The 24,061-nt window shown below is 65.0% G+C and carries 27 protein-coding genes; 17 read left to right on the top strand and 10 right to left on the bottom strand.

Annotation, left to right across the window (positions count from 1 at the left end):
• Window positions 1-86 precede the first annotated feature (86 nt).
• On the bottom strand, window positions 87-653 hold the full coding sequence (locus SM757_RS00365) for a hypothetical protein (RefSeq protein WP_322464114.1): 567 nt from the start codon (window positions 651-653) through the stop codon (window positions 87-89).
• A 238-nt stretch (window positions 654-891) separates the two neighbouring features.
• Window positions 892-1,119, bottom strand: a complete 228-nt coding sequence (locus SM757_RS00370; protein WP_322464115.1) for a hypothetical protein — start codon at window positions 1,117-1,119, stop codon at window positions 892-894.
• Window positions 1,120-1,984: 865 nt separating this feature from the next.
• On the opposite strand from SM757_RS00370, the gene SM757_RS00375 reads away from it, so the two are divergent.
• From SM757_RS00375 to SM757_RS00385, 3 genes are all read left to right on the top strand, one after another.
• The gene (locus SM757_RS00375) at window positions 1,985-2,746 is read left to right on the top strand and encodes a hypothetical protein (protein ID WP_322464116.1); all 762 of its coding nucleotides are present in this window, start codon (window positions 1,985-1,987) and stop codon (window positions 2,744-2,746) included.
• Window positions 2,747-3,604: 858 nt separating this feature from the next.
• A complete protein-coding gene (locus SM757_RS00380) occupies window positions 3,605-4,108 on the top strand; it encodes a hypothetical protein (protein ID WP_322464117.1) in 504 nt (167 codons plus the stop codon).
• Window positions 4,109-4,285: 177 nt separating this feature from the next.
• Window positions 4,286-4,609, top strand: a complete 324-nt coding sequence (locus SM757_RS00385; protein WP_322464118.1) for a hypothetical protein — start codon at window positions 4,286-4,288, stop codon at window positions 4,607-4,609.
• Window positions 4,610-4,867: 258 nt separating this feature from the next.
• Here SM757_RS00385 and SM757_RS00390 read toward each other — a convergent pair whose 3' ends face one another.
• A complete protein-coding gene (locus SM757_RS00390; protein ID WP_322464119.1) occupies window positions 4,868-5,254 on the bottom strand; it encodes a VOC family protein in 387 nt (128 codons plus the stop codon).
• 316 nt (window positions 5,255-5,570) lie between these two features.
• Between SM757_RS00390 and SM757_RS00395 the strand changes: the two genes are divergently transcribed.
• Window positions 5,571-6,644 (top strand): medium chain dehydrogenase/reductase family protein, encoded by a 1,074-nt coding sequence (locus SM757_RS00395; RefSeq protein WP_322464120.1) that lies wholly within the window; start codon window positions 5,571-5,573, stop codon window positions 6,642-6,644.
• Between the two features lie 218 nt (window positions 6,645-6,862).
• Here SM757_RS00395 and SM757_RS00400 read toward each other — a convergent pair whose 3' ends face one another.
• A complete protein-coding gene (locus tag SM757_RS00400) occupies window positions 6,863-7,834 on the bottom strand; it encodes a bifunctional helix-turn-helix transcriptional regulator/GNAT family N-acetyltransferase (RefSeq protein ID WP_322464121.1) in 972 nt (323 codons plus the stop codon).
• Window positions 7,835-8,567: 733 nt separating this feature from the next.
• Here SM757_RS00400 and SM757_RS00405 point away from each other — a divergent pair.
• On the top strand, window positions 8,568-8,789 hold the full coding sequence (locus tag SM757_RS00405; protein ID WP_322464122.1) for a hypothetical protein: 222 nt from the start codon (window positions 8,568-8,570) through the stop codon (window positions 8,787-8,789).
• A gap of 72 nt (window positions 8,790-8,861) precedes the next feature.
• Window positions 8,862-9,053, top strand: a complete 192-nt coding sequence (locus SM757_RS00410) for a hypothetical protein (RefSeq protein ID WP_322464123.1) — start codon at window positions 8,862-8,864, stop codon at window positions 9,051-9,053.
• Window positions 9,054-9,100: 47 nt separating this feature from the next.
• Here SM757_RS00410 and SM757_RS00415 read toward each other — a convergent pair whose 3' ends face one another.
• On the bottom strand, window positions 9,101-9,361 hold the full coding sequence (locus SM757_RS00415; protein WP_322464124.1) for a hypothetical protein: 261 nt from the start codon (window positions 9,359-9,361) through the stop codon (window positions 9,101-9,103).
• Window positions 9,362-9,850: 489 nt separating this feature from the next.
• Between SM757_RS00415 and SM757_RS00420 the strand changes: the two genes are divergently transcribed.
• Complete coding sequence (locus SM757_RS00420; protein ID WP_322464125.1) at window positions 9,851-10,663, top strand: IS5 family transposase; 813 nt, start codon at window positions 9,851-9,853, stop codon at window positions 10,661-10,663.
• Between the two features lie 886 nt (window positions 10,664-11,549).
• On the opposite strand, the gene SM757_RS00425 is transcribed toward SM757_RS00420, so the two are convergent.
• From SM757_RS00425 to SM757_RS00435, 3 genes are all read right to left on the bottom strand, one after another.
• Entirely contained in the window at window positions 11,550-12,611 is a 1,062-nt protein-coding gene (locus SM757_RS00425; RefSeq protein WP_322464126.1) for a metallophosphoesterase, read from the bottom strand.
• Window positions 12,612-12,759: 148 nt separating this feature from the next.
• On the bottom strand, window positions 12,760-13,842 hold the full coding sequence (locus SM757_RS00430) for an HNH endonuclease (RefSeq protein ID WP_322464127.1): 1,083 nt from the start codon (window positions 13,840-13,842) through the stop codon (window positions 12,760-12,762).
• Window positions 13,843-13,845: 3 nt separating this feature from the next.
• Window positions 13,846-14,235 (bottom strand): HIT family protein, encoded by a 390-nt coding sequence (locus tag SM757_RS00435; protein ID WP_322464128.1) that lies wholly within the window; start codon window positions 14,233-14,235, stop codon window positions 13,846-13,848.
• A gap of 134 nt (window positions 14,236-14,369) precedes the next feature.
• Between SM757_RS00435 and SM757_RS00440 the strand changes: the two genes are divergently transcribed.
• Both SM757_RS00440 and SM757_RS00445 read left to right on the top strand, forming a co-directional pair.
• Complete coding sequence (locus tag SM757_RS00440; protein WP_322464129.1) at window positions 14,370-14,822, top strand: single-stranded DNA-binding protein; 453 nt, start codon at window positions 14,370-14,372, stop codon at window positions 14,820-14,822.
• An 11-nt stretch (window positions 14,823-14,833) separates the two neighbouring features.
• Window positions 14,834-15,268: an ACT domain-containing protein gene (locus SM757_RS00445; protein ID WP_322464130.1), complete on the top strand. Its 435-nt coding sequence runs from the start codon at window positions 14,834-14,836 to the stop codon at window positions 15,266-15,268.
• 322 nt (window positions 15,269-15,590) lie between these two features.
• On the opposite strand, the gene SM757_RS00450 is transcribed toward SM757_RS00445, so the two are convergent.
• The gene (locus SM757_RS00450) at window positions 15,591-16,781 is read right to left on the bottom strand and encodes an integrase domain-containing protein (RefSeq protein ID WP_322464131.1); all 1,191 of its coding nucleotides are present in this window, start codon (window positions 16,779-16,781) and stop codon (window positions 15,591-15,593) included.
• Between the two features lie 1,217 nt (window positions 16,782-17,998).
• On the opposite strand from SM757_RS00450, the gene SM757_RS00455 reads away from it, so the two are divergent.
• The 8 genes from SM757_RS00455 to SM757_RS00490 all read left to right on the top strand — a co-directional run bounded on the left by SM757_RS00455 (window position 17,999) and on the right by SM757_RS00490 (window position 22,549).
• Complete coding sequence (locus SM757_RS00455; RefSeq protein WP_322464132.1) at window positions 17,999-19,135, top strand: PRTRC system protein D; 1,137 nt, start codon at window positions 17,999-18,001, stop codon at window positions 19,133-19,135.
• A 13-nt stretch (window positions 19,136-19,148) separates the two neighbouring features.
• Window positions 19,149-19,436, top strand: coding sequence for a hypothetical protein (locus SM757_RS00460; RefSeq protein ID WP_322464133.1), 288 nt, complete (start codon window positions 19,149-19,151; stop codon window positions 19,434-19,436).
• Window positions 19,437-19,447: 11 nt separating this feature from the next.
• Entirely contained in the window at window positions 19,448-19,903 is a 456-nt protein-coding gene (locus tag SM757_RS00465) for a CFI-box-CTERM domain-containing protein (RefSeq protein ID WP_322464134.1), read from the top strand.
• Entirely contained in the window at window positions 19,903-20,457 is a 555-nt protein-coding gene (locus SM757_RS00470; RefSeq protein ID WP_322464135.1) for a PD-(D/E)XK nuclease family protein, read from the top strand. The genes SM757_RS00465 and SM757_RS00470 overlap by 1 nt, the downstream gene beginning before the upstream one ends.
• A 304-nt stretch (window positions 20,458-20,761) precedes the next feature.
• Entirely contained in the window at window positions 20,762-21,346 is a 585-nt protein-coding gene (locus SM757_RS00475; RefSeq protein ID WP_322464136.1) for a Rossmann-fold NAD(P)-binding domain-containing protein, read from the top strand.
• A 93-nt stretch (window positions 21,347-21,439) separates the two neighbouring features.
• Window positions 21,440-21,901, top strand: coding sequence for a KR domain-containing protein (locus tag SM757_RS00480; protein WP_322464203.1), 462 nt, complete (start codon window positions 21,440-21,442; stop codon window positions 21,899-21,901).
• Between the two features lie 189 nt (window positions 21,902-22,090).
• On the top strand, window positions 22,091-22,228 hold the full coding sequence (locus SM757_RS00485; protein ID WP_322464137.1) for a hypothetical protein: 138 nt from the start codon (window positions 22,091-22,093) through the stop codon (window positions 22,226-22,228).
• Between the two features lie 153 nt (window positions 22,229-22,381).
• Entirely contained in the window at window positions 22,382-22,549 is a 168-nt protein-coding gene (locus SM757_RS00490) for a hypothetical protein (protein WP_322464138.1), read from the top strand.
• Between the two features lie 202 nt (window positions 22,550-22,751).
• On the opposite strand, the gene SM757_RS00495 is transcribed toward SM757_RS00490, so the two are convergent.
• Entirely contained in the window at window positions 22,752-23,810 is a 1,059-nt protein-coding gene (locus SM757_RS00495) for a S49 family peptidase (RefSeq protein ID WP_322464139.1), read from the bottom strand.
• Window positions 23,811-24,061 lie beyond the last annotated feature (251 nt).

Consider the following 24,061-nt stretch of genomic DNA (forward strand, 5'->3'; position numbering starts at 1 on the left):
GACGAGTACGTGGCCAGGTGCAAGAGGCATTACTGGGGCACCTCCAGGGAGACCCGCCTCTTGCACTGGCTCATCGACGAAGAGCGTCAGGCGCTCTTGACGTTGGGGACCGTTTCCCCGTTGGCAGCCTGAGCGGGGCCAGCGCCCTCGGCGGGTGCCAACTCCGCGGCGGTGAGCTTCTTGCCGAGCTCGCCGTCTTGCTGCAGCGCCGCGACCTGGACCTGCGCAGGCTCTGCTTGCTTGGCAGCAGCAGGCTTGCGTCGAGGGGTGGTCGCGCGCTTCGGCTTGGCCGGCACGAGCATCACCTCTGCGGTCTTGGGCGGCTGCGGCAGCATCTCCACCGCCATGTCCGCCACAGCGCTTCGAGCCTTCCCGAGAAGCTTGAACGGCTTCACGAAAACGAGCGAGAACGCTGCACGTACGGCGGCGCCGACACGCTGGTTACGCGCACGTGCTGCGTTGCAGCGCTTGAGCGTTCCCTTGGCCTGCAGGTACAGGGCCAGATGCTCGTGCCGGGCGGTGGCGTCCGACTCGAGCAGCTCCACGATCTGTTCAGCGACCGTCAAGTCCTCGACGTTCTTGTACAGATCCATCCAGGCTGCTTCCTCTTGCTGCCAGCGCCGGTTTTGCTGGAAGCCGTTGGTCTGGTTCATGGTTCACTCCTTTCCAGGTGGAAAATGGGGACGAACCATCCCCCGGCGGGAGACAGCGAATCCCCGCCGGTTGCGAAGTCGGGAACCGCGGTCAAGCGAAACCCAGAAAAGGCCAGACCAATGAAGCGATCCGGCGTAGCCCTCGAAGTCATCGAGGGAGGTCGTGCGGCTCTTGAAAGGAAAGCCCTGTGGGCGGCCGCATTGGACCGTCCCGACTGGGCTGACCTTTCTCGCCGCCTTAAGCGCTCTTCGAACGCCTGCGTGGCGCTGACCGGCGAAGGCCCCGGCTCTCATGAGCTAGGATCTCCGCATCGATCAGACGCAGCATGCGGCGCGCATCACTGCGAACGTCGCGATCCCTGATTTCCACCAGGACGTCGACGATCCGCTGCTTGCGCGCGCGCAGCTCCTGCAGGTGGGCCTCATCGAGCCAGCGCAGGAAGCTCTTCCACTCGTCCTTGTCCAAGACACACCTCACGCAGCCAGTGGCCACGCTTGGAGCGCTTCAACCGCATCCGACTTCGTCGGACAGGCGGCTGCCTTGAACAGGACCGGTACCTTCACCGCGACCGCAGCACGAGGCTGAGGCCGGCCAGAGCCACCCAGCAGGCGGCACGTGATCACGTTGTTGTGAACGATGCAGGACATGGCGGTTCTCTTTCGCGTGAGCAAAAGGGAACACCAGTCCCCGCACGGGAAACGATGTTCCCCATGCCGGGTTGAAGAGCGTCACGCACCAAGCGTGGTTCGCTCCGAAAAGGCAACGAGCAGGCACAGCCGAAGCTGCGACGGGACCGTCGCGCGAGCAGGACTTGCGTCCCAACTCTGGCAGCCGACCGAAGTACGGACGCGCAGAGCGTGTGCCTTGTGCAGGCAGCAGGCTTGTCGGCTGCGAGAGCAGCCAAGTGGACGTCACAGGGACGTCCCTTCAAGGGCGGGTAACGACCGCTACGCCACGGCTCCCATGAGGAACCGCAGACCTTGACCAGCGCCGTGAGAGCGCGGAAACAAGGGCCAAGTCGGCACGAACGCCAACTGCAAAGCGCAACCAGTCTGCCACCCAGGCGACTGGCACGGTAGAGGCCACCACGTCACGTCGCATGCTCACTTGAATGCATTGCGGCATCTGTTCATGCGACTGGCGCAGGCAATGGTTACAGAGCGCTACGCAGTTACGGCACCGCCCCGCCAGCCAGCGCCACCTTGAGACCGGTCCTTGGGCTCATAGCCTGTCTCCAGCGTGTCGATGCGGACGCACCGCAACCGGCACCCCCACCGACTGCCAGCACCAGCCCATCAGCGCCAGGTGCAAGGCACCAAGGAGCGTAGCCATGAATGCCCTCGTACAGAGGCTCGCCGTCGGCGAGCCGCAAACGCCTTCCGCATTGCAACTCCGCCTGTCCGCCAAGGGCCTGCTGGCCGGCGTGCGGCAGGCTTTCACTCACCACGGGGAGACTGCGGTACGCCGCCAGGGCCTGCAGCAGTTGCCTGCTGCGGCCGCGCCCGCCGCCCAAGGCGCGCTGCACCCGGACGCACCAGGCGCCGCGCCGTCGGCCCTTTGCGTGCCGGCTGGCCACGACTGCCCGGGCAACCTCACTTTCCGCGCCCGTCGCGTGCGCGCCGGCGCTGTCCGGCACGCCCTGTCCCAACGGCCGGCCTGGACGATGGAGCGGATCGAGCTGCGCGAGGCCAATGAGGTGTTCCGCCAGCACCAGCGGTCCCTTGGAAAGCTGCATGGCCACGAGGTGGCCGTCGGCGTCGCACGTGCCTGTGACGGCACGCTCGCGGGTGCTGCCGTGGCGTCCAAGCCGCGACTGGAATGCCTGGACGATGCGTTGACGGCCGAGCTTCGCGGCATCGCCGTGGCGGACGACGTGCCGGGCGGCGCGTCGTTGCTTCTGGCCGCCATCTCGCGCGCGGCGCTGGAATGCGGATTTCGCCGTCTCGTGTGGCGCAAGAGGGCCGACGTGGTGCCGTTCGAGCTCATACGTGCCGGCTGGGACCGCATGCCCGATGGCTGCTTGGAGGCGTCCAGCGGCGACCGGTTCGCCATATGGGTCAGGGTGCTTCGCGAGCACGAGTGGCTGCGTTGAGACCGACCTCCCACCCGGGAGTTATCCCCTGCCGCTGTGGAGAACCTGCCGTTCAAGGCCGGCAAACGTACCGCAAGTGCCTGTCAGCAAAAGAGTTTGGTTGCATTGCCCGTTTTTTGCGCAACGACGTGAAGACCGTACGGTGGAGCGTAAGAGGGTGGCAGCGCAGATCGACCTGCTTGACCAGACTGACGACGACACCCTCGCCGATGTTGGACGGAGTTCGAGGTGCGGGCCAAACGGCCTGACCCTCCGCCGGTCCAACTGTTTCCAGGGCCGGTGCCGCTGCTGGCCCACCCGGCGGGCAATCCCGCGACAGCCGCAGCCGGCCAGCTTGCGGGCAGGACACTGCCACAGGGTTGCCCCTCGCTGCGGCAAGGTGGTGCGCGTCAAACAAGGTGACAAGCTTCCCATCCAGATTGACGCGTCACAGCACGCTGTGCGGCGCGGGTAGGACCTGGAGGGCCAGGTATCGCCGCTGTATTCAAACACCGGTTCTCGGGCGCTGTCGATCGCGCACATGGAACGTCCTTCGCGCAGGTGTTCCTTCATGGCAGCTTGGGTACGGCTACGAAGCAGCGCTCGACAGGGCATGTCCGAAGCTCGCGTGGAACCCGAACAATAGGGCACTGCGCTGGCCGGGCTGCTCTGCCATGCCACCAAGCGTTTGGCGTGGCGACGGCACCATGGCCGCTGGACCGGCTCGCGCTATAGGCAAGCACAGACAACTGTCGGGCCGCAGCGAGCCGGCCACGCCGAACAGGCACGCGCTCACGGCAGTCATGCACTGCGTCTTGGGTCGCAGTGGCAAGCGGCCGTGTCATACTGTTGTTTTATACAGTGTTGCAGTACAGAGCCATGGAAGCGGACGTTTGGGAGAGCTTGCCCACCACCGAGGAACCAGAAACGGTACACGGAGACCGGTTGTGGATAGACAACGGCTGGACTGCGCAGGTTGTCAAGAACGAGGACGACGACGGCTGGGCAGTGGCGATGACGCGGCACGGCGAGTCCGAGCCTGCCCTGGTAGGCCCGTGGACCATGGGCCGCGATAAGAAGAACCCGAAGCCGTTGGACGTTTCAGCGTTCAACACGCTTGTGAAAACAGCCAGCGAGGTCATTCGTCGCGCCGAGCAATACCGGTATGCAATGCTGCACAAGAACGTTGCCGTGAGCGCCGGCGGCGAAACCATCACGGTGGAGCTCGACATCGTGCCGGACGAGTTTGAGCCCTATGCCGTGCTGTCTGCCAAGGGCGTGTTTGGCGAGCAACTGGCCAGCGTGAAGGTCCGTCCGGAGTTCAAGCTCAACAGCGTCACCGCCAGTGCCTGGATCGAGAGCGGTTACCGGGCCCCGCGCTGAGACACGGCGAGCGTTATCTATCAACAGGGCGGTTGACGCCGAGATGCCGGCTCGCATGCCGCCCACGATGCAAGGCAAGCGTTCCTCAACGCCGCCACCACGTGGGACTGCCGCCACGCATGGATTTGATACTGAGGAGGGCGGAAACCCGCCGGCCTCGTGGGAAGGAAAAGAAGAATGAAGGGGCTTGTCGCATTCGTGCTTTTCACGCAGATGATGGCAACCGCGGCCGTTCTTGCAGCCCTGAAGCTGCGCACGGCACTTGGTGCCCCCGGTGTGACGTCAAGACAGTTCGTCCTCATTGCCGCCGCGATGTGGCTGCCTACCGCCATCACCTTCGTACTGGTCATGAACGTGGCACTGGAGAAATGGGCGCTGCGCCCGCTACCGGCCATTCCAGTGCTCTTGCTAGCGCTACTGGTTCCTGGTGTCGCTATTGCGAGCTTGCTGTTGCGGCGAGCCAGCCGGCGTGCTCAGAGGGCTGAAGTTTTAGGGACTTGAGAAAAGGCTGCCATGTAGCTATCAAGAAAGGAGCCCGCAACTTGCCGGTAATGGGTGTGAGGCGCAGCGCGATCAAAAATCAGCTATCCGGAGTGGTTCAAGGGCAGCAGCCGCTGCGCCTCACGGCGAGGATTGTATGGATGCAATAGTTACCGTTGCGGACGCCAATCGAACCGAAACGAGGATGGGATTCAACCGTCCGCACGGAACCCAGTGCTGCCGTTCCAGGTTGCGGTCGTTGGAAGGACGATCAGCCAGTTATGCAGTAGCCAGATTCTCGTGAATACAAAGGTAATTGCCTTCTGTGTCCTTGAACCAGGCTGCTTTCTCCGCACCAAGCACGCAGACGTGGTTCACGGTTTTCAGGCCCGGAAAGTCGTAGTCCTCAAAAACCACGCCAGCACGTTTCAGCGCCTGGATTTCAGCAGCGATATCAGACACCTGGAAGCTGATCGCCGTATGGTCAGCCTTTGTTCCCTCGGCCTTCGGGAACAAGGCCAATGTGCTGCCACCCACTAAATAGACAAACTTGCCATCAGGCTTCAAGCCACCGGGCTGCAGGCCCAAACAACCTTCGTAGAAAGCACGTGCCCTGGCCATGTCCTTGACTGGCAGCATCGTAGTGACGGAGGCATCGGACAACATGGGTAGTCCTTTCGCTCAAATCGGCAGTAGCGCGTGGCGACAACCCCGCTTGCTCGGCCGAAAGGCAAGCATAGGTCCGTCATCGATGAGGTGCCAGTTGCCCGTACCGAATTGCGCTTGCATGCGGCGTCATGAACACAAGCCGAGCTGCCCGGGGACCAAATCTCCTTTCAATTGAGCCAAATCAAAGCGGGCGGGCGAAGCAACGGCGAGTATCAGATCCGGGCAAAAGGGACGCCCTGGGCGTGTGGTGGCTTGAGCCGCTTGGCGGGACCATCAGACAGGTCCTGGGTCTGGTGCTCGTGGAGGGTCGTCCATGAAGCGTGTCGTTGTTGATCACTTCGGCGGGCCTGAGGTCTTGCGGGTAGTCGAGGACCACGATCCCCGACCGGGTCCGCATGAGGTCCGCGTCCGCGTTCTGGCTGCTGGCGTGTCTTTCACCGACGCCCAATTGCGTGCCGGGACCTACCTCGGTGTGCCGAAACCGCCGTTCACGCCCGGCTATGAGCTCATTGGTGTCGTCGAGGAGCTTGGAGCCGGCTGCTCACGCTTGCGCATCGGGGAGCGTGTTGGCGCGCTGACGGTGTGGGGGGCCGACGCAGAGCGGGTTTGCGTGCTGGAGGCGAACGCGGTCGAGGTGCCCGTGGGCCTCGACCCGGCGGAGGTCTTGAGCCTCGTCTTCACGTACATGACCGCCTATCAACTGCTTCACCGAACGGCGAATGTAAAGCGCGGTGAGGCCGTGCTTATACACGGTGCGGCCGGCCGCGTGGGCACTGCGGTCCTCGAGCTGGGAGCGGTGGCCGGGCTTCGCCTCTACGGGACCTGTTCGCCCAGCGACCGAGGCGTGGTCGAGCGGTTTGGCGCGGTGGCGATCGACTATCAGAACGAAGACTTCCTGGCTCGGGTGCATGAGCTCCCCGACCGGGGTGTGGACGTCGTACTCGACGGCATTGGTGGCGCCCTGTCGCTGCGCTCCTTCCGCGCATTGCGGCCCGGTGGACGGCTCGTCGTATTTGGGCACTACGGCGCGCTCGTGCAGGGGCACAAGAGCTGGCGCGGGTGGATCGAGTGGTATGCGGCGACCGCGGTCGTTGCGCTCTGGGGCTTGCTCTCGCCCCACTGCCGGGTCCTCACCTACCGCATCCAGAAGCTGCGTGAGGGCCGCCAATGGTTCCCCGTGGCTGCACACCGCCAAGCACTCCCGGTGGGCGGAGGTCCCCGGAATCCAGAGCAGTTCCGTGAGGACTTCCGTGCGCTGCTCGAGTTGCTTCGGCGCGGCAAGCTCCATCCGGTCGTTGCCAAGCGCATGCCGCTTACGGCAGTACGACATGCGCACGAGCTGCTGGAGAGGTCTGCGGGCGTCGGAAAACTTGTTCTGTTGCCATAAGCCGACTCTAGCGCCGCATGCGCGATATCGATGATCCAGCAACGATATGGTTCAAGGGGGCGGTGCTGGGGTGGCTGGAAGAGGCACGGTCTGGAGGTTGACACTCGCTGGCTGGAGCAAGAACGCGCCTGATAATGCACGTAACAAATTTCCGTACTGCTTCAACGGCGGATCTGTGCCCGTTGCCGACATTCGGTGGCTTGGGTCGAGCGACGGTTTCACGGCTGCGTGGTCAAGTCCAGCTCCCAGGTTTCTCCGATCAGGTCGTGTCCGAAGCCTTGGAACGGCTCACTTTCGATGAGCTTGTAGCCCGCCTTGCTGTAGATGTGCTTGGCGGCCGACAGTTGGCTGTTCGTCCACAACCGCACGCGCCTATAACCGGCCTCGCGTGCGAATTGATGGCATTCGGCGACCAGCCGTTCGCCCAAGCCGAGGCCACGGGCAGAGGGCTCCACCAACAGGAGCCGCAACTGCGCGGTACGGTCGAGGGGTTCCTTGGTTGCTTCGTCTCGCGCCTGAACAAGACACACGCAGCCGATGTTGACGCCATCGCGCTCGGCTATCCAGCAGGCTTCGCGGCTGACATCAAGGCGGTCGATGAAGTCGGCGGCGATTCGCGCAACCAGTGCCTCGAAGCGCATGTCGAATTGGTATTCGCGGGCATAGAGCGCCCCATGCCGCGACACCAGCCAACCCATGTCTCCTGGACGGTGAGGCCGCAAGATGAAACTGTTCTTCGCCGACTTGCCGCCCGACTCGTCCAGCAGGCGTTGCACACGATGAAAGGCCTGCAGCAACTCGGCCTGTTGTGTATCGCTGAGCCGGCTCAGCAGCGCACCGACCTGCTGTTGCGAGCGGCGATCCAGCGGCTCGAAGGCGAGGCGGCCGGCGGCGGTGAGTTGCAGCAGCGACTGGCGAGCGTCGTTTTTGCTGCGAGTGGCTTCCACAAGCTCGCGCTCTTTTAAGGCACGGAGCAAGCGGCTCAGGTAGCCTGCATCCAGATCCAGCAAGCGGCCTAGGTCAGTGGCAGTGATGCCTTCGCCATCTTCCAGATGTGCCAGTTCCCACAGGATGCGGCACTCGGTGAGCGTGAACTCCGAGTCCAGTAAGCCCTCGTTCAACACGCCGATTTGGCGGGTATAGAAGCGGTTGAAGCGGCGGACAGCTTCGATGCGGTTGCTGACGGTCATGGTCGAATAATGGCCTAATTGCTTGCTTCAGGCAAGCAATTGATTGCCTTTCGACTATTCCCGGAAGCTTTCCAGCTCTTGCCCATCGGGGTCAGTCCTTTTGCGATCCGCCTGACTGCTTTCGCGAATGGCTGGTGATGGCCGAAACCGGCAGCCGGCCAAATTGCCTGAACCGGATAACGCTCATCAACGACGCGCTGCCCCCTTCTTCAGACAAGGCTGCCCCGGCATCCGGGGACACCTGACCATGGCCTTGGACAGCGACAAAGAGTTCGACAGCATCCCGGCGAACCTTCGTGCGTAGGCCAGACGCGAAGACGAAGCATCGGTACTGGCATCTACCGGCGACTACATCAGCCACCCGCGCTAGATATTTGTCAAGAACAAGGGGGCCGGTCCATCCAAGGTATGAAATCGCTTGCCTGCTGAGGGCCGATGACCGGGGCAAGGGCGCCACGGACTTGTTGAATCCCACCGACATCAACTGGGGGCCGGAGGAACTCGCCATGGGCACGTGGCTGGCCAAGCTCAATTGGCCGCGTTGGTGGTGCTGACAGCGGCGTTGCAGGCCTTGCTGCTGGACCACCCGTGATGGAGAAGCCGATGGACACAAAGCACACCCCGAGGCCGTGGAGGCTGGACGGCTACCGCATCGAGGCCGACGACAGGCACAGCATCCTGCCGGTGGCGACCGTGTACCGCTCCCTGGGCGACGAAGCCGAGGACGCCGCCAATGGCGCGCTCCTGGCTGCTGCACGAGCTGCTGCAGGAGCTGCAGCGCGCGGAGCCCATCATCCTGGCCATGCTCAACGTGATGACCGACGAGCAGAAGGCGCTGGTGTTCCAGCAGTTGCAGGCTGCGAACATCGTGGACGACGCCATGACTCGCCACCACGAGCGCCGGGAGATGATCAAGCGGGCCATGGGCGCACCGATGGCTGCGCCGACGCGATAGAAGGCCCATGGCGGCGCTTTCGGCCTCGGCGTGGCCCTGACCAGCCGCAGCCCTGAGCGCTGTAATCGGCCCATGCACTTCGCCAACCACGACGCACCGCACCCTTGCTGGACCTGCCAGTACTACGGCGGGCCGCTGCCCGACAACGACGTGAACGGCCTATGCCAGCACCCGCGGCTGTCGCCCGTGGTCGGCCAGCCGGAGTACGGGTGCGCCTTCTGGGTGCGTGAGCCCGGTATCAACGACGAGCAGCGCCAGCCCTGACAGGCCCGAGCGGTAAGGTCAGCCGCCAGCCAACAAGGTACAGCGCTTCATGGGCCGTCTGGCGGCCTGCGGCGCGGCCGCCATCCACCGCCGGCCTGAATCCCAAGCTCCTCGTAGCAGCGAAGCAGTTCATCCGTCAGCGCGATCAGGACGGCGGTGGGCTCTGTCGTGTCGTAGCCCAGGCGCCGCAGCTCTGCGATCCAGGCCACCAGGGCGGCCACCTGTTCCTTGGCTTCGGCCACCCGCCTTTCAGCTTCGGCTTTGGTGACCCAAGGCCGTGCCTGCTCCTGCGGTTCGTTCTGCTCCATGCAGGCCAGTCTGTGCGACGCCGTTGGCGCACCGCCGACGACCCAAGAAAGGCCTTGGCGGCCCTCCAGACCTTGCCGTGCCCCGATGGTTTGCCCTGGCGTTGCATCGCCTCTTGGCGTGCCGCTGTAGCCCCAGGCCCGGATTGCGGTTTGCCAAACCCTCACCAAAGGAGCCGCTGCGGTGAAGAACAGACGCGAGAGCTGGCAAGAAGGCTTCGATGCTGGGCAGTTTTTCGGCAGCCGGGCCGTACCCGGACGGGTCAGTTGAGGCTGAAGCTTGAGAAGCCGGGTGCGCCGAAGGCGTTTTGAAGCGCATGGGCGAGAACTACCGGCATGAGCCGCTGCCGACAGCGGTGGCGCCGTCTGCTGGATCTCTTCAAGGGCTAATGGCTGTGCCCGTGCTTCTGCGGCTCAAGCTGGTGAGCGCCAAGCTAGAGGGTGTTATGAACTTTGGGCTTGCCTGAGCGGGAGCGGCCCCATCTTGGCTGGATGAGCAGGAAGCCGTACCCGAGTGACTTGAGCCAGGAGGAATGGGAGTTCGTGGCGCCGTACCCCACGTTGATGAAGGAGGACGCGCCACAGCGCGAACACAGCTCGCGCGAGGTATTCAACGCGCTGCGCTGGTTGGCCCGGGCCGGTGCGCCGTGGCGCATGCTGCCCAACGACTTTCCGCCCTGGGCAGCCGTGTACCAGCAGTTCCGGCGCTGGAGCGAAGCGGGCTGCTTCGAGGCGATGGTCAGCGACATGCGCTCCATCATCCGTGCCGGCCAGGGACGCCAGGGCCAGCCAAGCGCCGTGGTGCTTGACGGGCGCACGCTGCAAAGCAGCGTCGAGAGCGGTGAGCGCGCGGGGTACGACGGCTACAAACGGCGCAAGGGCTCCAAGGTGCATATGGCCGTAGACACGCTGGGCAACCTCATTGACTTAACCGTCACGTCCGCCGATGAGCAGGAACGCTCGCAGGTCAAGGCGCTTTGCCAAGCCGTGCAGCAGGCCACCGGCGAGACGGTGGAGGTGGCGTGGGCGGACCAGGGCTACACCGGCCAGCAGGCCAGCCAGGACGCCAAGGCCTCGGGGATCGAGTTGCGAGTGGTCAAACTGCCTGAGGCGCGCAAAGGCTTCGTGCTGCTGCCGCGGCGCTGGGTGGTGGAGCGCAGCTTCGCTTGGCTTGCCCGCTTCCGGCGACTGTCGCGCGATTTCGAGCGCATGCCTCAGGTGCTGGCAGCGCTGCATTTCCTGGTGTTTGCCACTCTCATGCTGCCCAAGGCCGTGATGTTTCTGGCCACCGGAGAAAGTGCATAACACCCTCTAGCCACGCTGCGCAGCCCTGCGGCTGCAACGTAGCCCACCAGTACCGGCCTGGGCATCAGGTCGGTGGACCGTTGCCGGCCGCCTGCTCAAGCTTGACCAAGTCCTCCTGCGGGAAGCGCAGCGTTCCCTCGAAGAGGGCGAGCGTGGCCTTCGCCTGCGTCGTGTCTTGACCCCAGCGGGCACCCGGGCGGCCTGCGCTTTCACCCGCGCCTCGGCCTCGGCCACGCGGCGCTTTGCCTTCTCCATCGGTGTTTCGTTGGATTCCATCACACCCTCCAGGCACCCATGCTGCGGTCCAGCTGTTGCATGGAGATGTAGTCAGGAAACGAGTTCTGGCCGTGGCGGCCAGCCTGGGAGTCAGGAGGCGACTTTGCGTGCGTCCCGCGCCGTGCTTGATAGTCAACGTAGCTGCTAACCCGCAATAGCCAGCGCGAAAGCGGCCACCTCGAATACGAGACGGCCTTCGCCGAGCTGGAGCGCCGCGCCTTGCACGGCGAGTTCACCTTGGCGCAGTGGCGCCACGGAGTCCAAGCGCTGCGCCAGCGGCTCACGGCCGGGAGGGCGATGTCCCTGTGGCGGCGACACGGCGCGCGTTCGGCTTGACCAGCAGTAAGAGCTGCCTTTTTTGTGGCAGCTCCTGCCTGGTGCTGAAAAATCAACGACTTGGCCGCGCCGCGTGCATCTACTCCACGGACTTGTCCACAAGAACAGGGGGTTAACTACCCGACGACCGCTGCGGGCCACGGGTCCACGCGGTGGCGCACCGGGCAGGGACGGCCCAGCAGCCACGGCTTGAGATCGAGCCGTGTCGGAAACGCCTGCGACAGCCGATCCAAAATGGCACTGGCACTGTTTACCGATGTCTCGGCCATGGCGATCACAGCCTGCCAAAGCCCGTAGTGGGCAGCACCTGGCCGTCGTCAAGCGCCAGCTCGCGCTCGGGCCAGCGAAGGGCGGCCAGCCGCGTTCGCGCGCCGGCGCATCCCGCGCGGCGCTCCTGCCAGCGCCCGCCCACCGAGAAGTCCACGCAGTAGACGTTGCCGCGCGCGCCCAGCCAGCTCTGGGCCGGTGTGCCCTGGAACAGGTCCGGTCCGGCTTTACCCAGTTGTGAGCGCTCTAGCGGCATGAACTCTCTCCAGTAATGGCCCACCACCACGGGCGTGTCCTCGTCGTAGCCGTCCCACCAGCGCACGCGCTGTGTGAAGCGCCACTGGCCGCTGGAGAAGAAGGGCGCCTGCGCACAGCGCTCCACGCCCGAGGTCAGCACGCGCAGCGGGTTGTCCATCTGGCGGGCTTCCTCACTGCGGGCTACGGCATGGAGCATGGGCATTGCAGCCGCGGGATCGTTCAGGTGATGGCGCCAGGATGCCTTTTCCGTGCGGGCCGCCGCGCGCAGTTCTGCGGCGTCCTGCGCGGCCTCGGCCGCCTCGTCCAGCCGCTCGAACCACGTCCCCAGCGGCAGCCCTTGCGGATGTGCCGCCAGTCGCGCAAGCGACGGAGCGTGCCACGCCGCGTGCACCACCCGCAGATCGCGGTTCGATGCGGCCGGCGGCAAGCTCTCGAAAAAGGCGCGTACCTCCTGGCGCTCGGCCTCGTGCTGCAGGCCGACGCACGGTGCGTAGCGCGCGTCGTGCTGCGCACCCTCGCCCCAAAACCAGTCGTTGCCGCTCTTGCGCTGCCCGCGCAGCACGTTGAGCTCGTGGTTGCCCAGCAGGGCCACGGCACGGCCGGCTTGCACCAGGCGCCGCACGCGCGCAATGACGCCGGGGCTGTCCGGGCCGCGGTCGCACAAGTCGCCCACGAACACGAGGGTTCGGCCCTGGCCGTGCCGCCCGTCGTCGTCGTAGCCCAGGGCCGCCAGCAGCGCGCACAGCGCCGCGTGCTCCCCGTGGACGTCGCCCACGATGTCCAGCGGCGTGTCGGGCAGCGTTGCGTGCATGGGAACTCCCTTCCTTGGCTGTTTTCCTTGTGAAATCTTCCTTCACGCGAGGCTCATGGCGTGAGCCTGCGCGTCCGACGGTTGGCCGCAGGGCCCCGGGGTAACCGTTCACGCGGTCTTAGCAGTGGCTGCCCACCCGTGCGTTGCGTCAGGCCCTTGTGGCCTGCGCGTCGAACAGTCCCAGATATCGCTGGTCGATGGCCTCGTACTTTGCACTCGACAGCCAAGCGTGGCCGCCGCTGGCCGCGGCGCTGGCGTATCCCCAGGCCGCCACGCGCCGGCTCGTTGTCGGGTCCGCCGCGATGCCAGCGGACAAGCCGATTTCCGCCAGCTCATCCGCGCGCCGCGTGATGCGCTCCAGCCACCGTTCCAGATGCATGCGCGCGGCCAGCGTGTCCGACTTGCTGCGGTTGCACTTCGGGTGCGCCAGCACGAAGTTGTGCGCCAAGTCGCGCGGGTACAGCGAAAACGGCACGTAGTGGTCCACGTCGGCCGCGGCACCGAGCGCCTCGCAACAGTAGAAGCAGCGCGCGCCGTCGAGCATGCGCAGACCTTCACCTATGCGCTCCAACGACTGGCGGGAGGTGGAGAACAGGAAGTCCTCCAGGTCGCCGGCGTCGTCCAGGATGGCGTGGTTGCGACGGTTGGCCTTGATGTGCGTGACCCAGTGGGAGCGCGCCAGCTGCTGCACCAGGGGATGGAAGCGCCGCAGGCAGTACGCCACGCCGGGCAGCAACCGCACCCGGCCAGGGCCGAGCCGCTCGTAGAGGAAGGCGTCGGTGGTGCCGCCGAAGTTCTGCAGGTACTGCAGGGGCTGCGCCGACACCGTGGCCGTGATCCTGGTCACCAGTTCCTTGTAGGCCGGATGCGATGCCGCCTGCTGCGGCGTCGAGACGCCGGCCTGGGCGCGAAACGCCACGATCGCGCTCAGCACCGCGGCCTGCTCGCCGAGGTTTTGCACCAGCACGCCGGCACCCGTACCAGAGCGTCCCGTGCGGTAAGGCATGGATTGGCGCCAGTACAGGTGCACGAAACGCTCGCCGATGCGGCGCGTGGCCAGCTCGAGCGGCTCGCCATCGTCGGCGCCGAGATCGACGGCCAGGTCTGCCAGCGCTATCAGCAGCGCGAACTTGTAGGTCGCCGTGAAGTTGCCTTCCGCGAACAGGCGCTGCAGCTTGCCCAGGAAGGCGAGCTGCGCCTCGGCGCTGGGTGGCGGCAGCCGCGGCGGCATGCCTTAGCGCCTGCTCCAGTAGTCGGCCTTCTCGGGAATCACCCAACGCACGCCGCCGCGCGGGTCGGCCTGGTCGCCCTCGTAGCGCGGAATCAGGTGGATATGCAGGTGCGGCACGGTCTGACCAGCGGCCGGCCCATCGTTGATGCCCATGTTAAAGCCCGCCGGCGCGAACTCGGCCTCGGCCGCGGCCTTGGCCTCGTCCAGCAACGCCAGCATTGCCTGACGCTCCGCGTCGCTGGTGTCAAAGAACGAGCCGGTGTGGCGCCTAGGGATCACGAGGCTGTGGCCGGGCGAGACGGGAAAGCCGTCACGGATCCACAGCGCGTGGTCGTTTTCGCCGAGGATGCGTTCGCGGGTCAGCGTGCAGAAAGGGCAAGTCAAAGGGGGCATGGGCGAATCGTACTTTCGCCGCGGGTGCCCCGAGCCCAGAGTAGCGGTACTGGCGATCGACGCAGGCACACGCTCGCCGGGGCCAGCTGGGTTACTGTGGAGGCACGAGCTACGGCCAGAACGGGAGCGCGCCGATGATCGAAGGACTTGTTTCCGGAAAGGTGTACGGACGGCCTGAGCAGCGCGTCGGGAACAACAGCGGCAAGCCGTTCGTCACGGCCAAGGTCCGCGCCGCCACTGCCGGCGGTGAGATGATTTTCGTCAACGTCCTGGCCTTCGACGCACAAGCGCAGGCGGCGCTGCTGGCGCTGTCAGACGGCGATGCGGTGTCGCTGGCGGGCACGTTGACGCCCAAGGTGTGGACGGACAGGGACGGCCACCCGCGGCCAGCAGTGGACCTGATCGCCAGCCAGGTTCTCACGGCGTACCAGGTCAAGCGTAAGCGCGAGTCGTCCAGCGCCGCGGCGCCGGCAGCGCAGGCAGCCGCACCGACACCAGCGCGCAGAGGCAACGACCTGGCACCTTTGCTGCCAGTGGCCGAGCGGGAAGCTGATGGCTGGCCAGCCTCGGACCAACCCTGGACCTGAAAGGCACTGACATGACTGGAGAGCGTGACTTGGGCAAGCTGCTGCAGCACATGACGCCGCAACTGCAGCCCGGCACCTTCGTGTTCTGCACATTCCCGAGCGGTGAGCTGCCCGCCGGGCTGTTGCCCATCGTCACGTGTCGCGAGGCCGAAGGGCTCACCGCCATCGTGACGCTGGACGAGGCCGAGCGCGCCGGCGTGCCGTACCAGATGGCATCGAGCCTGATCACGCTGTCGATCCATTCTTCGCTGGAGGCCGTGGGCTTCCTGGCCGCGGTATCCGCAGCGCTGGCGCATGCCGGCATTCCATGCAACGCCATTTCGGCCTACTACCACGACCACCTTTTTGTTCCTCGGAGGGAGGCGCAGAGGGCGCTGGAGTTCTTGATGGCTGTGCCTGCTGCGAAGGCGCAGCAGTCCGGCCGGAATCAGCCGCAGTCGGACTGACAACGCTCTGCCCGATTTGGAGCGCAGGACAACCACATCAATGGGCAATGGAATGGCACGGACGCAAACTGCAGCCGCAATGCTGCTTGCGGCTGCAGCATTGCCAGGATGATCCCAGTCGACCGATGCCGCACGCATTGGCGAGGTCGCCAAGCGCGGCGCGGGGGTGATGCCGTTCGATGTGAACGCGACGTTTTCTGGCGGTGAGGGCGCGCTTTTCGACGTTATCGGCGCAGCCACTTTGGCGGACGCGGCCTTGAACGGCGATTTTCAACGCGGTAGAGCGTTGCCGACAGCCCGGACATCATCAGCGTGGCATCGCTCAAGTGCGCGAACCGGGCTCCGGCAAGCCCTGGTCTGCATCGGCGGCATCAACGCCATTGCGGCTGAGGCCGTCGGTGAAGGCGCGGCTCGATCCTATATAGCAGCCAGTCACTCTCGGACGGTTGTGTCCGAGCACACGCGCGGTCGCGCTCCTGGCCTCGACGTCCTGCGCCGGCTGAAGCTGACCGCCCCGCACCGGGGAAGGGCTGCTGGCCAGTGCTTCGTACAGGTCGTTGGCGTGTTGGTGCCGGAGGCCGTGCGCCACCACACCAAGCGCTGACTTCGTGATGCCGAACTGCTGCAGCACGTAGTAGAAGCGGCGCTGGCTTTGCGCGGCCGAATGTTCCGGACGGCCGACGAACTGGCCGCTGGGCACCAGCGCCTGCAGCCGCTCGATCAACGCGCGCTGCGCCGGGTTGGCCAACGGCACGTGGCGAGGCCTCCCGCCCTTCGTGCCATGCACGACCCGAACGAACCACTGGGCGTGCGGGAACGCCTGCGCATCTCGCTCCAAGGCCCGCTCGCGCGGAACGATGGCGCCGTGCGGCCGGAAATGCCGTGCTTCCTTGGGACGCAGGCCCAGCTTGGCGCAGAGCTCCAACTGCAAGCCCACCCACATGTCGAACTCTCCGACGCGCCTGATCAAGTCGTCGATGTCGACGTCGGCCGCGGACCAGCTCTTGTCCTTCACCGCGACCTGGTAGCGATGGGCATGCGGTGACGCTTCGCCCACGTAATGCTGTGGCGCGAGCACCATGCCCGGCTTGCCGATCCAGCCTGCGTACGTGCGCAAGAAGCTGAGGTAATTGTGGATCGTCGCCGTGGATCGGCCCAATGACACCCAGCGGCGGACCATCGCCTCGACGTGCCTGCCACCCAGTTCCCTCGGATCAGCGTCCTTGAACTCGGTTTCGTGGCGCAGCGCGCGGAAGAACGCCACCAGGAAGGTACTGCGGTCGCGCATTGTCTTGCGTGACACGTTCTTGTCCTTGGTGCTGTGGCGCCAGTTGTTCTTGCGCAGGATCGCGTCCACCACCCGCACGTAGTCTGACGTGCCCAACGGCAGCCGCCGCAGTTCCTCATCCGGGTCGCGGCCGCCCTGCGGCACAGCGGCGCCTTCAGAGCCACCGCCGCCCACCGCGGTCTGAGTCGCGCGCCGGCGCGATGGATCGAAGGGAATCACTGCCATCTCTATCTCCAACCGGACCGCCCGAGCCGCGGCGGCCACCGAAAGTCAGAACAACGACAGGGGGCGCCAACGTGCTGGTGAGCTCTGCGACGCGCCCCGAGGCCGCACGGCTTCACAAAGGCTGATCGGACCGGTTCACCTGCTGCTCGGCCTTCTACGGGCAGCGGGTGCTTGCAAGGTTTCGGGCCTCCACGGGCCCAGCGGTAATCTTTAAAAAACACATCCCGAAGAACGGCTCGCATTTCGGCGAGACGGTCCCCACGGCGCATGACAGCGCCAGCGCCAACCACCTCAAGGGTGGATGACGCAACGCCCAGGGCTCCAGGGCCCACAGGACGCTTCGAATTGGGATTGATCTGAAACCCTCTCTCCCGGTGCAAGTGCAGCCCTACCACCAGGCCGCCTCGGGGATGCCGTCTGGCTTTGCACGTGCCTTCTCCATTCGGACGGCCCGCCATGCAAAGGTCCCCTCGCAAGGGACAGGCGACGACAACAGGGTTTGAGCGCGCGCCTCCTCCACGGGACGACACGCGCGGCCGCAATCCGCCCTCAAGGAGCGACGCGGCCCAAGGGGCGCGCCAGACAACGCCGGGCGCCAAGGGCCGAGGCCACCGAACTGCGTCGAGCACGCAACGGCGACAGAGCTCAAGGCCAAGTGCGGCCTCCAGCGCGAGGTACTTCAACTCACCGCGACTGACGCGGTCTGCTTGCCAGCACAGGGCTGGGGACTATAGGGCGCGTAACGAGCGCTACGGTGCTTGCGGGGCATCTCCCGGCCTGCTTCAACGCGATGACGCGATGTCTTGCGGCAGGCTCACAAGGCTCGATGCGAAGTGGACTCTCGCCCCGCACGGCTGTCAAGCGCGGCTTGAAAAACGTAATTTCCTGTCTAGCCGCCGTTATCTGCCGGAATATTCGCAGGCCAACCGCCACAGGGCTTTACAGCAGAAAAAGTCGGCCTCTAGTTACGGGCGATTAGGCGGTAGCGCGCGAGCAACAATGCTGGCGGCACCGAAGTGCTCCCTAGGTGCCACCAACTTCAAAGAGACCGCGGCTGGAGGCAGCGCCAAGTCACCCCTAAGGGGCACCTATGTGACACCAGCAGGCCAGATGCAGACGGTTGGGGCCGCAACTTTGCCCAAATCGGCAGGATTTTCCTTTGATTGCCGAAGGCGCTTTTCGCATGCTCTGAGCTTCCGAACAGAATGGAGGCAGTCATGAGCACAATCGTCAGAGCGATCGACGTGGGCCGGGGCAATACCAAGTTCACCAAGCAGTCGACCGCAGGGCGTGTGGACTGCGACCACTTTCCGTCACTGGCCTTCTTCAGCCACGCAGACAAGTCCAACGACATCGGCGGCCGGCGACGGACGGTGTCGGTACCGGTTGATGGCCTTTACTACGAGGTTGGGCCGGACGTGGAACTCGCCACCGACCGGTTTCGCACGCGCCAGCTGCATGACCACTACTTCGAGACGCCCGAGTACCGGGCACTCACGGCGGGCGCCTTGCACTACATGAAGGTGGATGACGTGGACCTTCTCGTGGTGGGACTGCCGGTGGCACAGTTCATGGCCAAGCGAGCCGCGCTGGAGAAGAACCTCGCCGGCGAGTTTCAGGTTGGGAAGAAGCGGACGGTGCTGGTGAAGAAAGTGCTGGCGGTTGCCCAGCCGCAGGGAGCGCTTATCGCGTTCACGGCCGCCGGCGGGCTGGGAGACAGCCCATCGGACAATAAGAAGCTGGTGATCGACCCAGGCGCGAAAACGTTCGACTGGCTCGTGACGCGCGGCACCCGTGTCATCCCGAAACTCAGCGATTCTGTGAACCGCGGCGTCTCTGACATCTTGCGCACCATCGCCGAGGCCATCAGTCACGACATCGAGGAGGATTACCGAGACCTTGAAGCGATCGACACCGGTTTGCGCACGAACAAGCCCATCAAGATCTACGGCAAGGCGCATGACCTGAAGCGCTACGACTCGCTGATCCAAAAGGTCACTGACCAAGCGCTCGACTCGCTGGCAGAACGGTTGGGTGGCACTCACGACGTCGACCAGATCGTGCTGGTTGGAGGCGGGTCGTACCTCTTCCGCAAAGCCATCAAAAGAAGGTTTCCGCGGCATCCACTGCACGAAATTGAGCAGCCGATTTATGCCAACGTTCGCGGGTTCCAGCTCATAGGAGAGGAATGGATGCGTGAGCGCAAAGACTCTCGGCACCACACCGCGACTCCCGCACTGCCTGCCTCGCCTTCCACCGCCCCGTCAACGCAGCCAAAGGAAATGGACGTGCAGATTTCTCCAATTCAGGCTGCTGGGATGCAACCGGACTCTGTGCCTGGCAACCAGTCTTGACAGGAGGCTCAGCATGCTCGCAGACCACGACACGTCCAACTACAAAATCAAGCTGACCATCGCGAGGGAAGAATGCCCGGGCTTGCATGCCGCGCTATCAGCGATACGGGAACCCAAGCGCCGGGCGAGCCGCCTGCGCGAACTAGCCGCAAAGGGACTTTTGCTTGAAAGCCATGGCCTTGCGGCGCCAACCGCCGCGGGTGTGAATCCGGAACTGCAAGTGGCCGCTACACCGGAGACCGGGCCTGCTGCAAGCAAATTGCTGGATGACGTGCTCGAGTGGGACGCCGACGCGACTTGAGAGGAGAAGCAGTGCCCATCGACCGAAGAGATGACTTCATCAGCGCCAGCGAACTTGCCCAGATGGGTTATTGCGAGCGTCGGATCGACTTCGATGGAAGGTTCGGGCCGCGTGACACCTCGGAGCAGCGCAAAGCGAAGGAACGCGGTTTAGCCTCGCACGCCGACTTCTATGAGGAGAGCAAGCAAGTAATTGCCGCGAGTGCTCGGAAGGGCTACTGCTTCATCGCTACGGCAGCGCTCGGTGACAGTGAAGAAACGCGGGCCCTTCGCGCCTTTCGAGACTTGTACCTTCGCAGAACGCGGCGGGGCAGGTGGCTGATAGCGGCCTATTACCGCGTCTCGCCATGGCTGTGTCATTGCATTGAAGGCCGGCCATTTGCATTGGCTGTTGTCCGCGCATTGCTGAAAAGGCTGGCCTTGATCGCAGCAGCCGCAGTGAACAGGCACCTGTGCCGGAGGCCTTGATGGCAGAACTACTCGCTGTAGCCGCGGCTCTGCTTGGACTGCTAGTCCTCCTACTGCTACGTCGACCACAAAGAGGTGCGTCGCAAGAGGATTGGCTGCCGCGCGAGTTGCAAGGCGCCACGCTGGCCTTCGCTGAAACGACGTTTCGTTCCAGCAGCCGTCGGCTGGTCGCCAGGGTAGACCGCGCATACCGTCACGGTGGCCAAGTCGTTCTCGTAGAACTCAAGACAAGGGTTTGGGACACCGCCTTCGCCACCGACGTGATCGAACTTTCCGTGCAGCGGGCGGCGCTGGCCGATCAGACCGGAGAGGGGGTGTCACGGTTCGCATGGGTGCTGGTGGAGAGCCCGACAACAAGGAAAAGGCGACCGCACAGGGTGGAGCTGCTGTCCGACGACGCGCTTGATGAATTGATCGAGAGGTATCGGCGCATTCGTGCGCGGCGGGCCATTGAACTGCAGCCGGCGGCAAGGCCGGCGATGTGCAGTAAATGCGGTCACCTGGGCAGGTGCCGCAGTACCTATCAGGACCGCCCTAAGGGCACAGCAATCTGAAGAAGCGTTGGCTGCCCTGCGTTGATCGGCGAGAACGCAGGCCGTCAGCGAAATTCCATGTTCACGCTGGTGCGGCACCAGCCCCGCCGGTAGGCACTGCGCACAGCCCTGGCGTCGCTGCCCACGGACGGGCGGCGGGCGCAGGAACCGCAAGCCGCCACCGCCGCGCTGGCGCAGGACCTCGCCCCGCGCGGCGGGGACGAGTCGCTGTTCCACGTGGGCGCCAGGCGGCGCACGCGGACCACGTCCGCCGCGCCGGCCGCTGGCGAGCACTGGCTGCTGCTGTCTGCAGGACGACTGCGGCTTGGGCGCCGCGCTGGCCACCCGGCTGCACGCGCCGGGCGTGCGCGTGACGCGGGTGCACGCGGCGGCGGGCTTCGAGCGGCTGGCCGCCGACGCCTTCTTCGCCGTGCGCGCGGGCTCGCGCGCCGACCACGCGCAGGTGCTGGCCGCGCTGCGCGCCGACGGGCAGGCGCCGCCGCAGGTGGTGCTGCACCTGTGGAACGTGACCGCGCAGGCCGCCGACGCCACGCAGGCCGAGGCGCGCGAGCGCGGCTTCCACAGCCTGTTGGCGCCGGCGCAGGCCCTGGTCGAGGCGGCCAAGGCAGCGCCCTGCCACTTGGCGGTGGTGTCGAACAGGCTGCACGACGTGGCCGGCGAGGGCGGCCAGGACACGGCCAAGGCGCTGCTGTTGGGCCCAGTGACGGTGATCCCGCAGGAATACGCGCGGCTGCCCTGCAGCAGCCTGGACGTCGAGCTGGCCGCGCCGCGGCAGCGGCTGCAGCGCCACGTGGAGCTCCTGGTGGCCGACGCCGCGGCCGGCGGCCACGCGCAGCTTGTCACCTACCGCGGCGGGCGACGCTGGGTGCTTGGGCTGAAGCCCCTGTGACTGCCGCAGCCGGCCGCACCGCTGCCGCGTGCGGGCGGGACCTACCTCGTCGCAGGCGGCGGGGGCGGCGTAGGCCTGTCCATCGCCCAATGGCTGGAGGACGTGGCGCCGGACGCGCGGCTGGCGCTGCTGTGGCGCGGCGTGCCGGCTGCGGGCGACGTGGAGCAGCTGCGCCGCGCCGGCGCGCAGGTGCTGTGCGTGCGCGCGAAAGTGGCCGACGCGCATTCGTTGCACTCAGCGCTGGCGACGGTGCGCGCGCTTGGGAGCGCTGCACGGCGTGGTGCACGCCGCCGGCCTGGCCGACGGGCGGGTCATCCTCTGGTCGAGCGCGAGCACGCGAAGGCGCAGTTCGCGGCCAAGGCGGACGGCACGCTGCACCTGGCGGCGCTGCTGCGCGGCGAGCCGATGGAGTACGTCGCGCTGTGCTCCTCGCTCGCCGCGCTGTTAGGGGCGACGCGAGGCAGTCCGCGTACACGGCGGCCTGCGCCTTCCAGGACGCGTGGGCGCAGCAGGCCGCCGCGGCGGGCGCGGAGCTGGGCCAAGTCTTCTCCATAGGCAGGGATCACTGGGAGGAAACCGGCATGCCGCGTGGCGCACAGGCGCGCTTTGCCGCGCGCGTCCCGGGCGCCGGCGCGGCCGCAGGGCTAGGCGAGTTCGTGGCGCCGGCCGGCGACAGCGAGACCGCCATCGCGGCGCTGTGGCGCGAGGAATTGGCGTGGAGGGACTGCGCGCCTGCGCCAGGCGATGCAACTGCCGCTAAACGCGCGGGTGCTGTACAAGGCGCCCTCCATGAGGGCGCTGGCACTGCAGGTAGCCGCCATGCGCTGGGCCGTGCGGGAGGGTCGCGAGACCGCGACGCATGCGGAGGAGGGCAGCCTGTGACACTTGAAGTAGGAGAGTTGGCGGCTCAACTTCAGCAGTCGGGCGTGCGGTTGTGGCAGGTTAAAGGCGGCTGCGCTTCCAGGCGCCGCGCCGCGCGCTGAGTCCTGCGCTGCTGGAGGAAATGCGCGAGCACAAGGCCCCGCTGCTGGCTCTATGTGCCTGCGCGGCCGGCACGCCAGCGCCCGCGGCGGCCATGGCCATGGCGCCACGCCCGCGCGAGGTAGCGAGGTGCTGGCGCTTGCTCAGCTCCTGGAGAAGGCGCGCAGCCAAGAGGCCGAGGCCGCGCAGCTTCCCTTCGCCCTGCAGCGCGCGCCGCTGTAGCGGCTGGCGGGCGACGACCACGTGCTGCTGCTGGTGGTGCACGAAATCGTGACCGACGGTTGCTTGGTGGAAGAGCTGGCGGAGGCGCTTGCGGCTGCTACGCCGCGCGGCGGGAGGTGCGCGACGCGGCGCTGGACTGGTGGCGCCGCCGCCCTGCCGGCGTGTCGACCCAGCCCCCTCTGCCCACCATGTAGCGCACCAGCTACCGCAATTGCACCTCACCAGAGCGCAACGCTACCCGTTCCAAAACAGCAACAACAGCATCCTGAACCGCCCGGCCAAGGAAACCCGTTGAACTCGCATTTGGACCGAAATCGTAAATGCCGGCCTTGTAGTTTGTTCGGATGAATTCATCCAACGTCCCAATTTCGTCCACAAGTCCAACCGATAAAGCTTCTGGCCCAGGCCAAACCTCGCCAGTCGCGATGTTGACGCCAGGCTTGAGTTGAGATGCACGACGGGATTTCACCTCATTTACAAAGACAGCAGCAGTCTGGTCAACGAGCATCTGCGCCTTTGCGTCAACCTCAGGTGAAACCGGCGTAAATGGGTTCAAAAACGCCTTAAGCTTGCCGGACGCGTAGACGCGCTGTGAGATATCCAGCTTAGCAATTGCCTTATCCAACTGCCAAGGAGCGATAACTGCCCCGATGGATCCAACCAGTGAATACTTGCCTGCCACGATACGGTCAGCGTGAAGAGCAACCAAATATGCCGCACTAGCCCCCAAATTGTTGACCACGGCAACAATAGGCTTCGGATACTGCTTCTTATAGAACCCGATGGCTGTATATATACGTTCCGACTCAACCGGCGCTCCACCAGGACTGTCTATAGACAACACCACGGCCTCAACGCTGGAATTAGAAAATGCCTTCTCTAACAAGGGAATTATGTTATCTGCGGACGCACGTTCACCTGATGCAATGGGACCTTCGATACGAACCACGCCAACAGCTTTTCCAAACGGTCCCCACTGAAACCCAGTAGAACTAAGAAAGAATAAAAAATAGAAAATGCCGAGAAGTACGGGGACACCAAAGACAAGCAATTGGAAAGCGGTTTTCCACCGTCGTTCAGAGCGCCGCTCGGCTGAAGCAAGATTTTGCGCCTGCTCGAACGACTCGCGCTGCCCACGCATTTCCCTGATAAGCTCCAACAGAAGCTGCTGTTGCGATGAACTCTCACCTGTTTGCCTTGGCTTAGCTGGGCCCTGGGACGACAAAGGTAAATTCCCATCCGACGTTTCGCTTGTCGTCATGACACAACTCCAGTTGATATTACATTTCAAATTCACATAGCAGGCGCAGCATTACCTACATCTTGAATTTGAGCCTCCAAGGACTAAGCTCCCCAACGTAAAACGTCCACAATCTCTGCTCCCAGTGTCCGAGTTACGCGATTCTTCACTTGAATCGGACGACCCCACAGCTCGTTTCTGGATTCTGCGAAACAACACCGGAGAACTCTCGACACGCTCTCGCTCTTGGAGATCAGCCGCTAATGATGAGT

The sequence above is a fragment of the Azohydromonas lata genome, from assembly GCF_034427735.1.
Classification (GTDB): Bacteria; Pseudomonadota; Gammaproteobacteria; order Burkholderiales; family Burkholderiaceae_C; genus Azohydromonas; species Azohydromonas lata.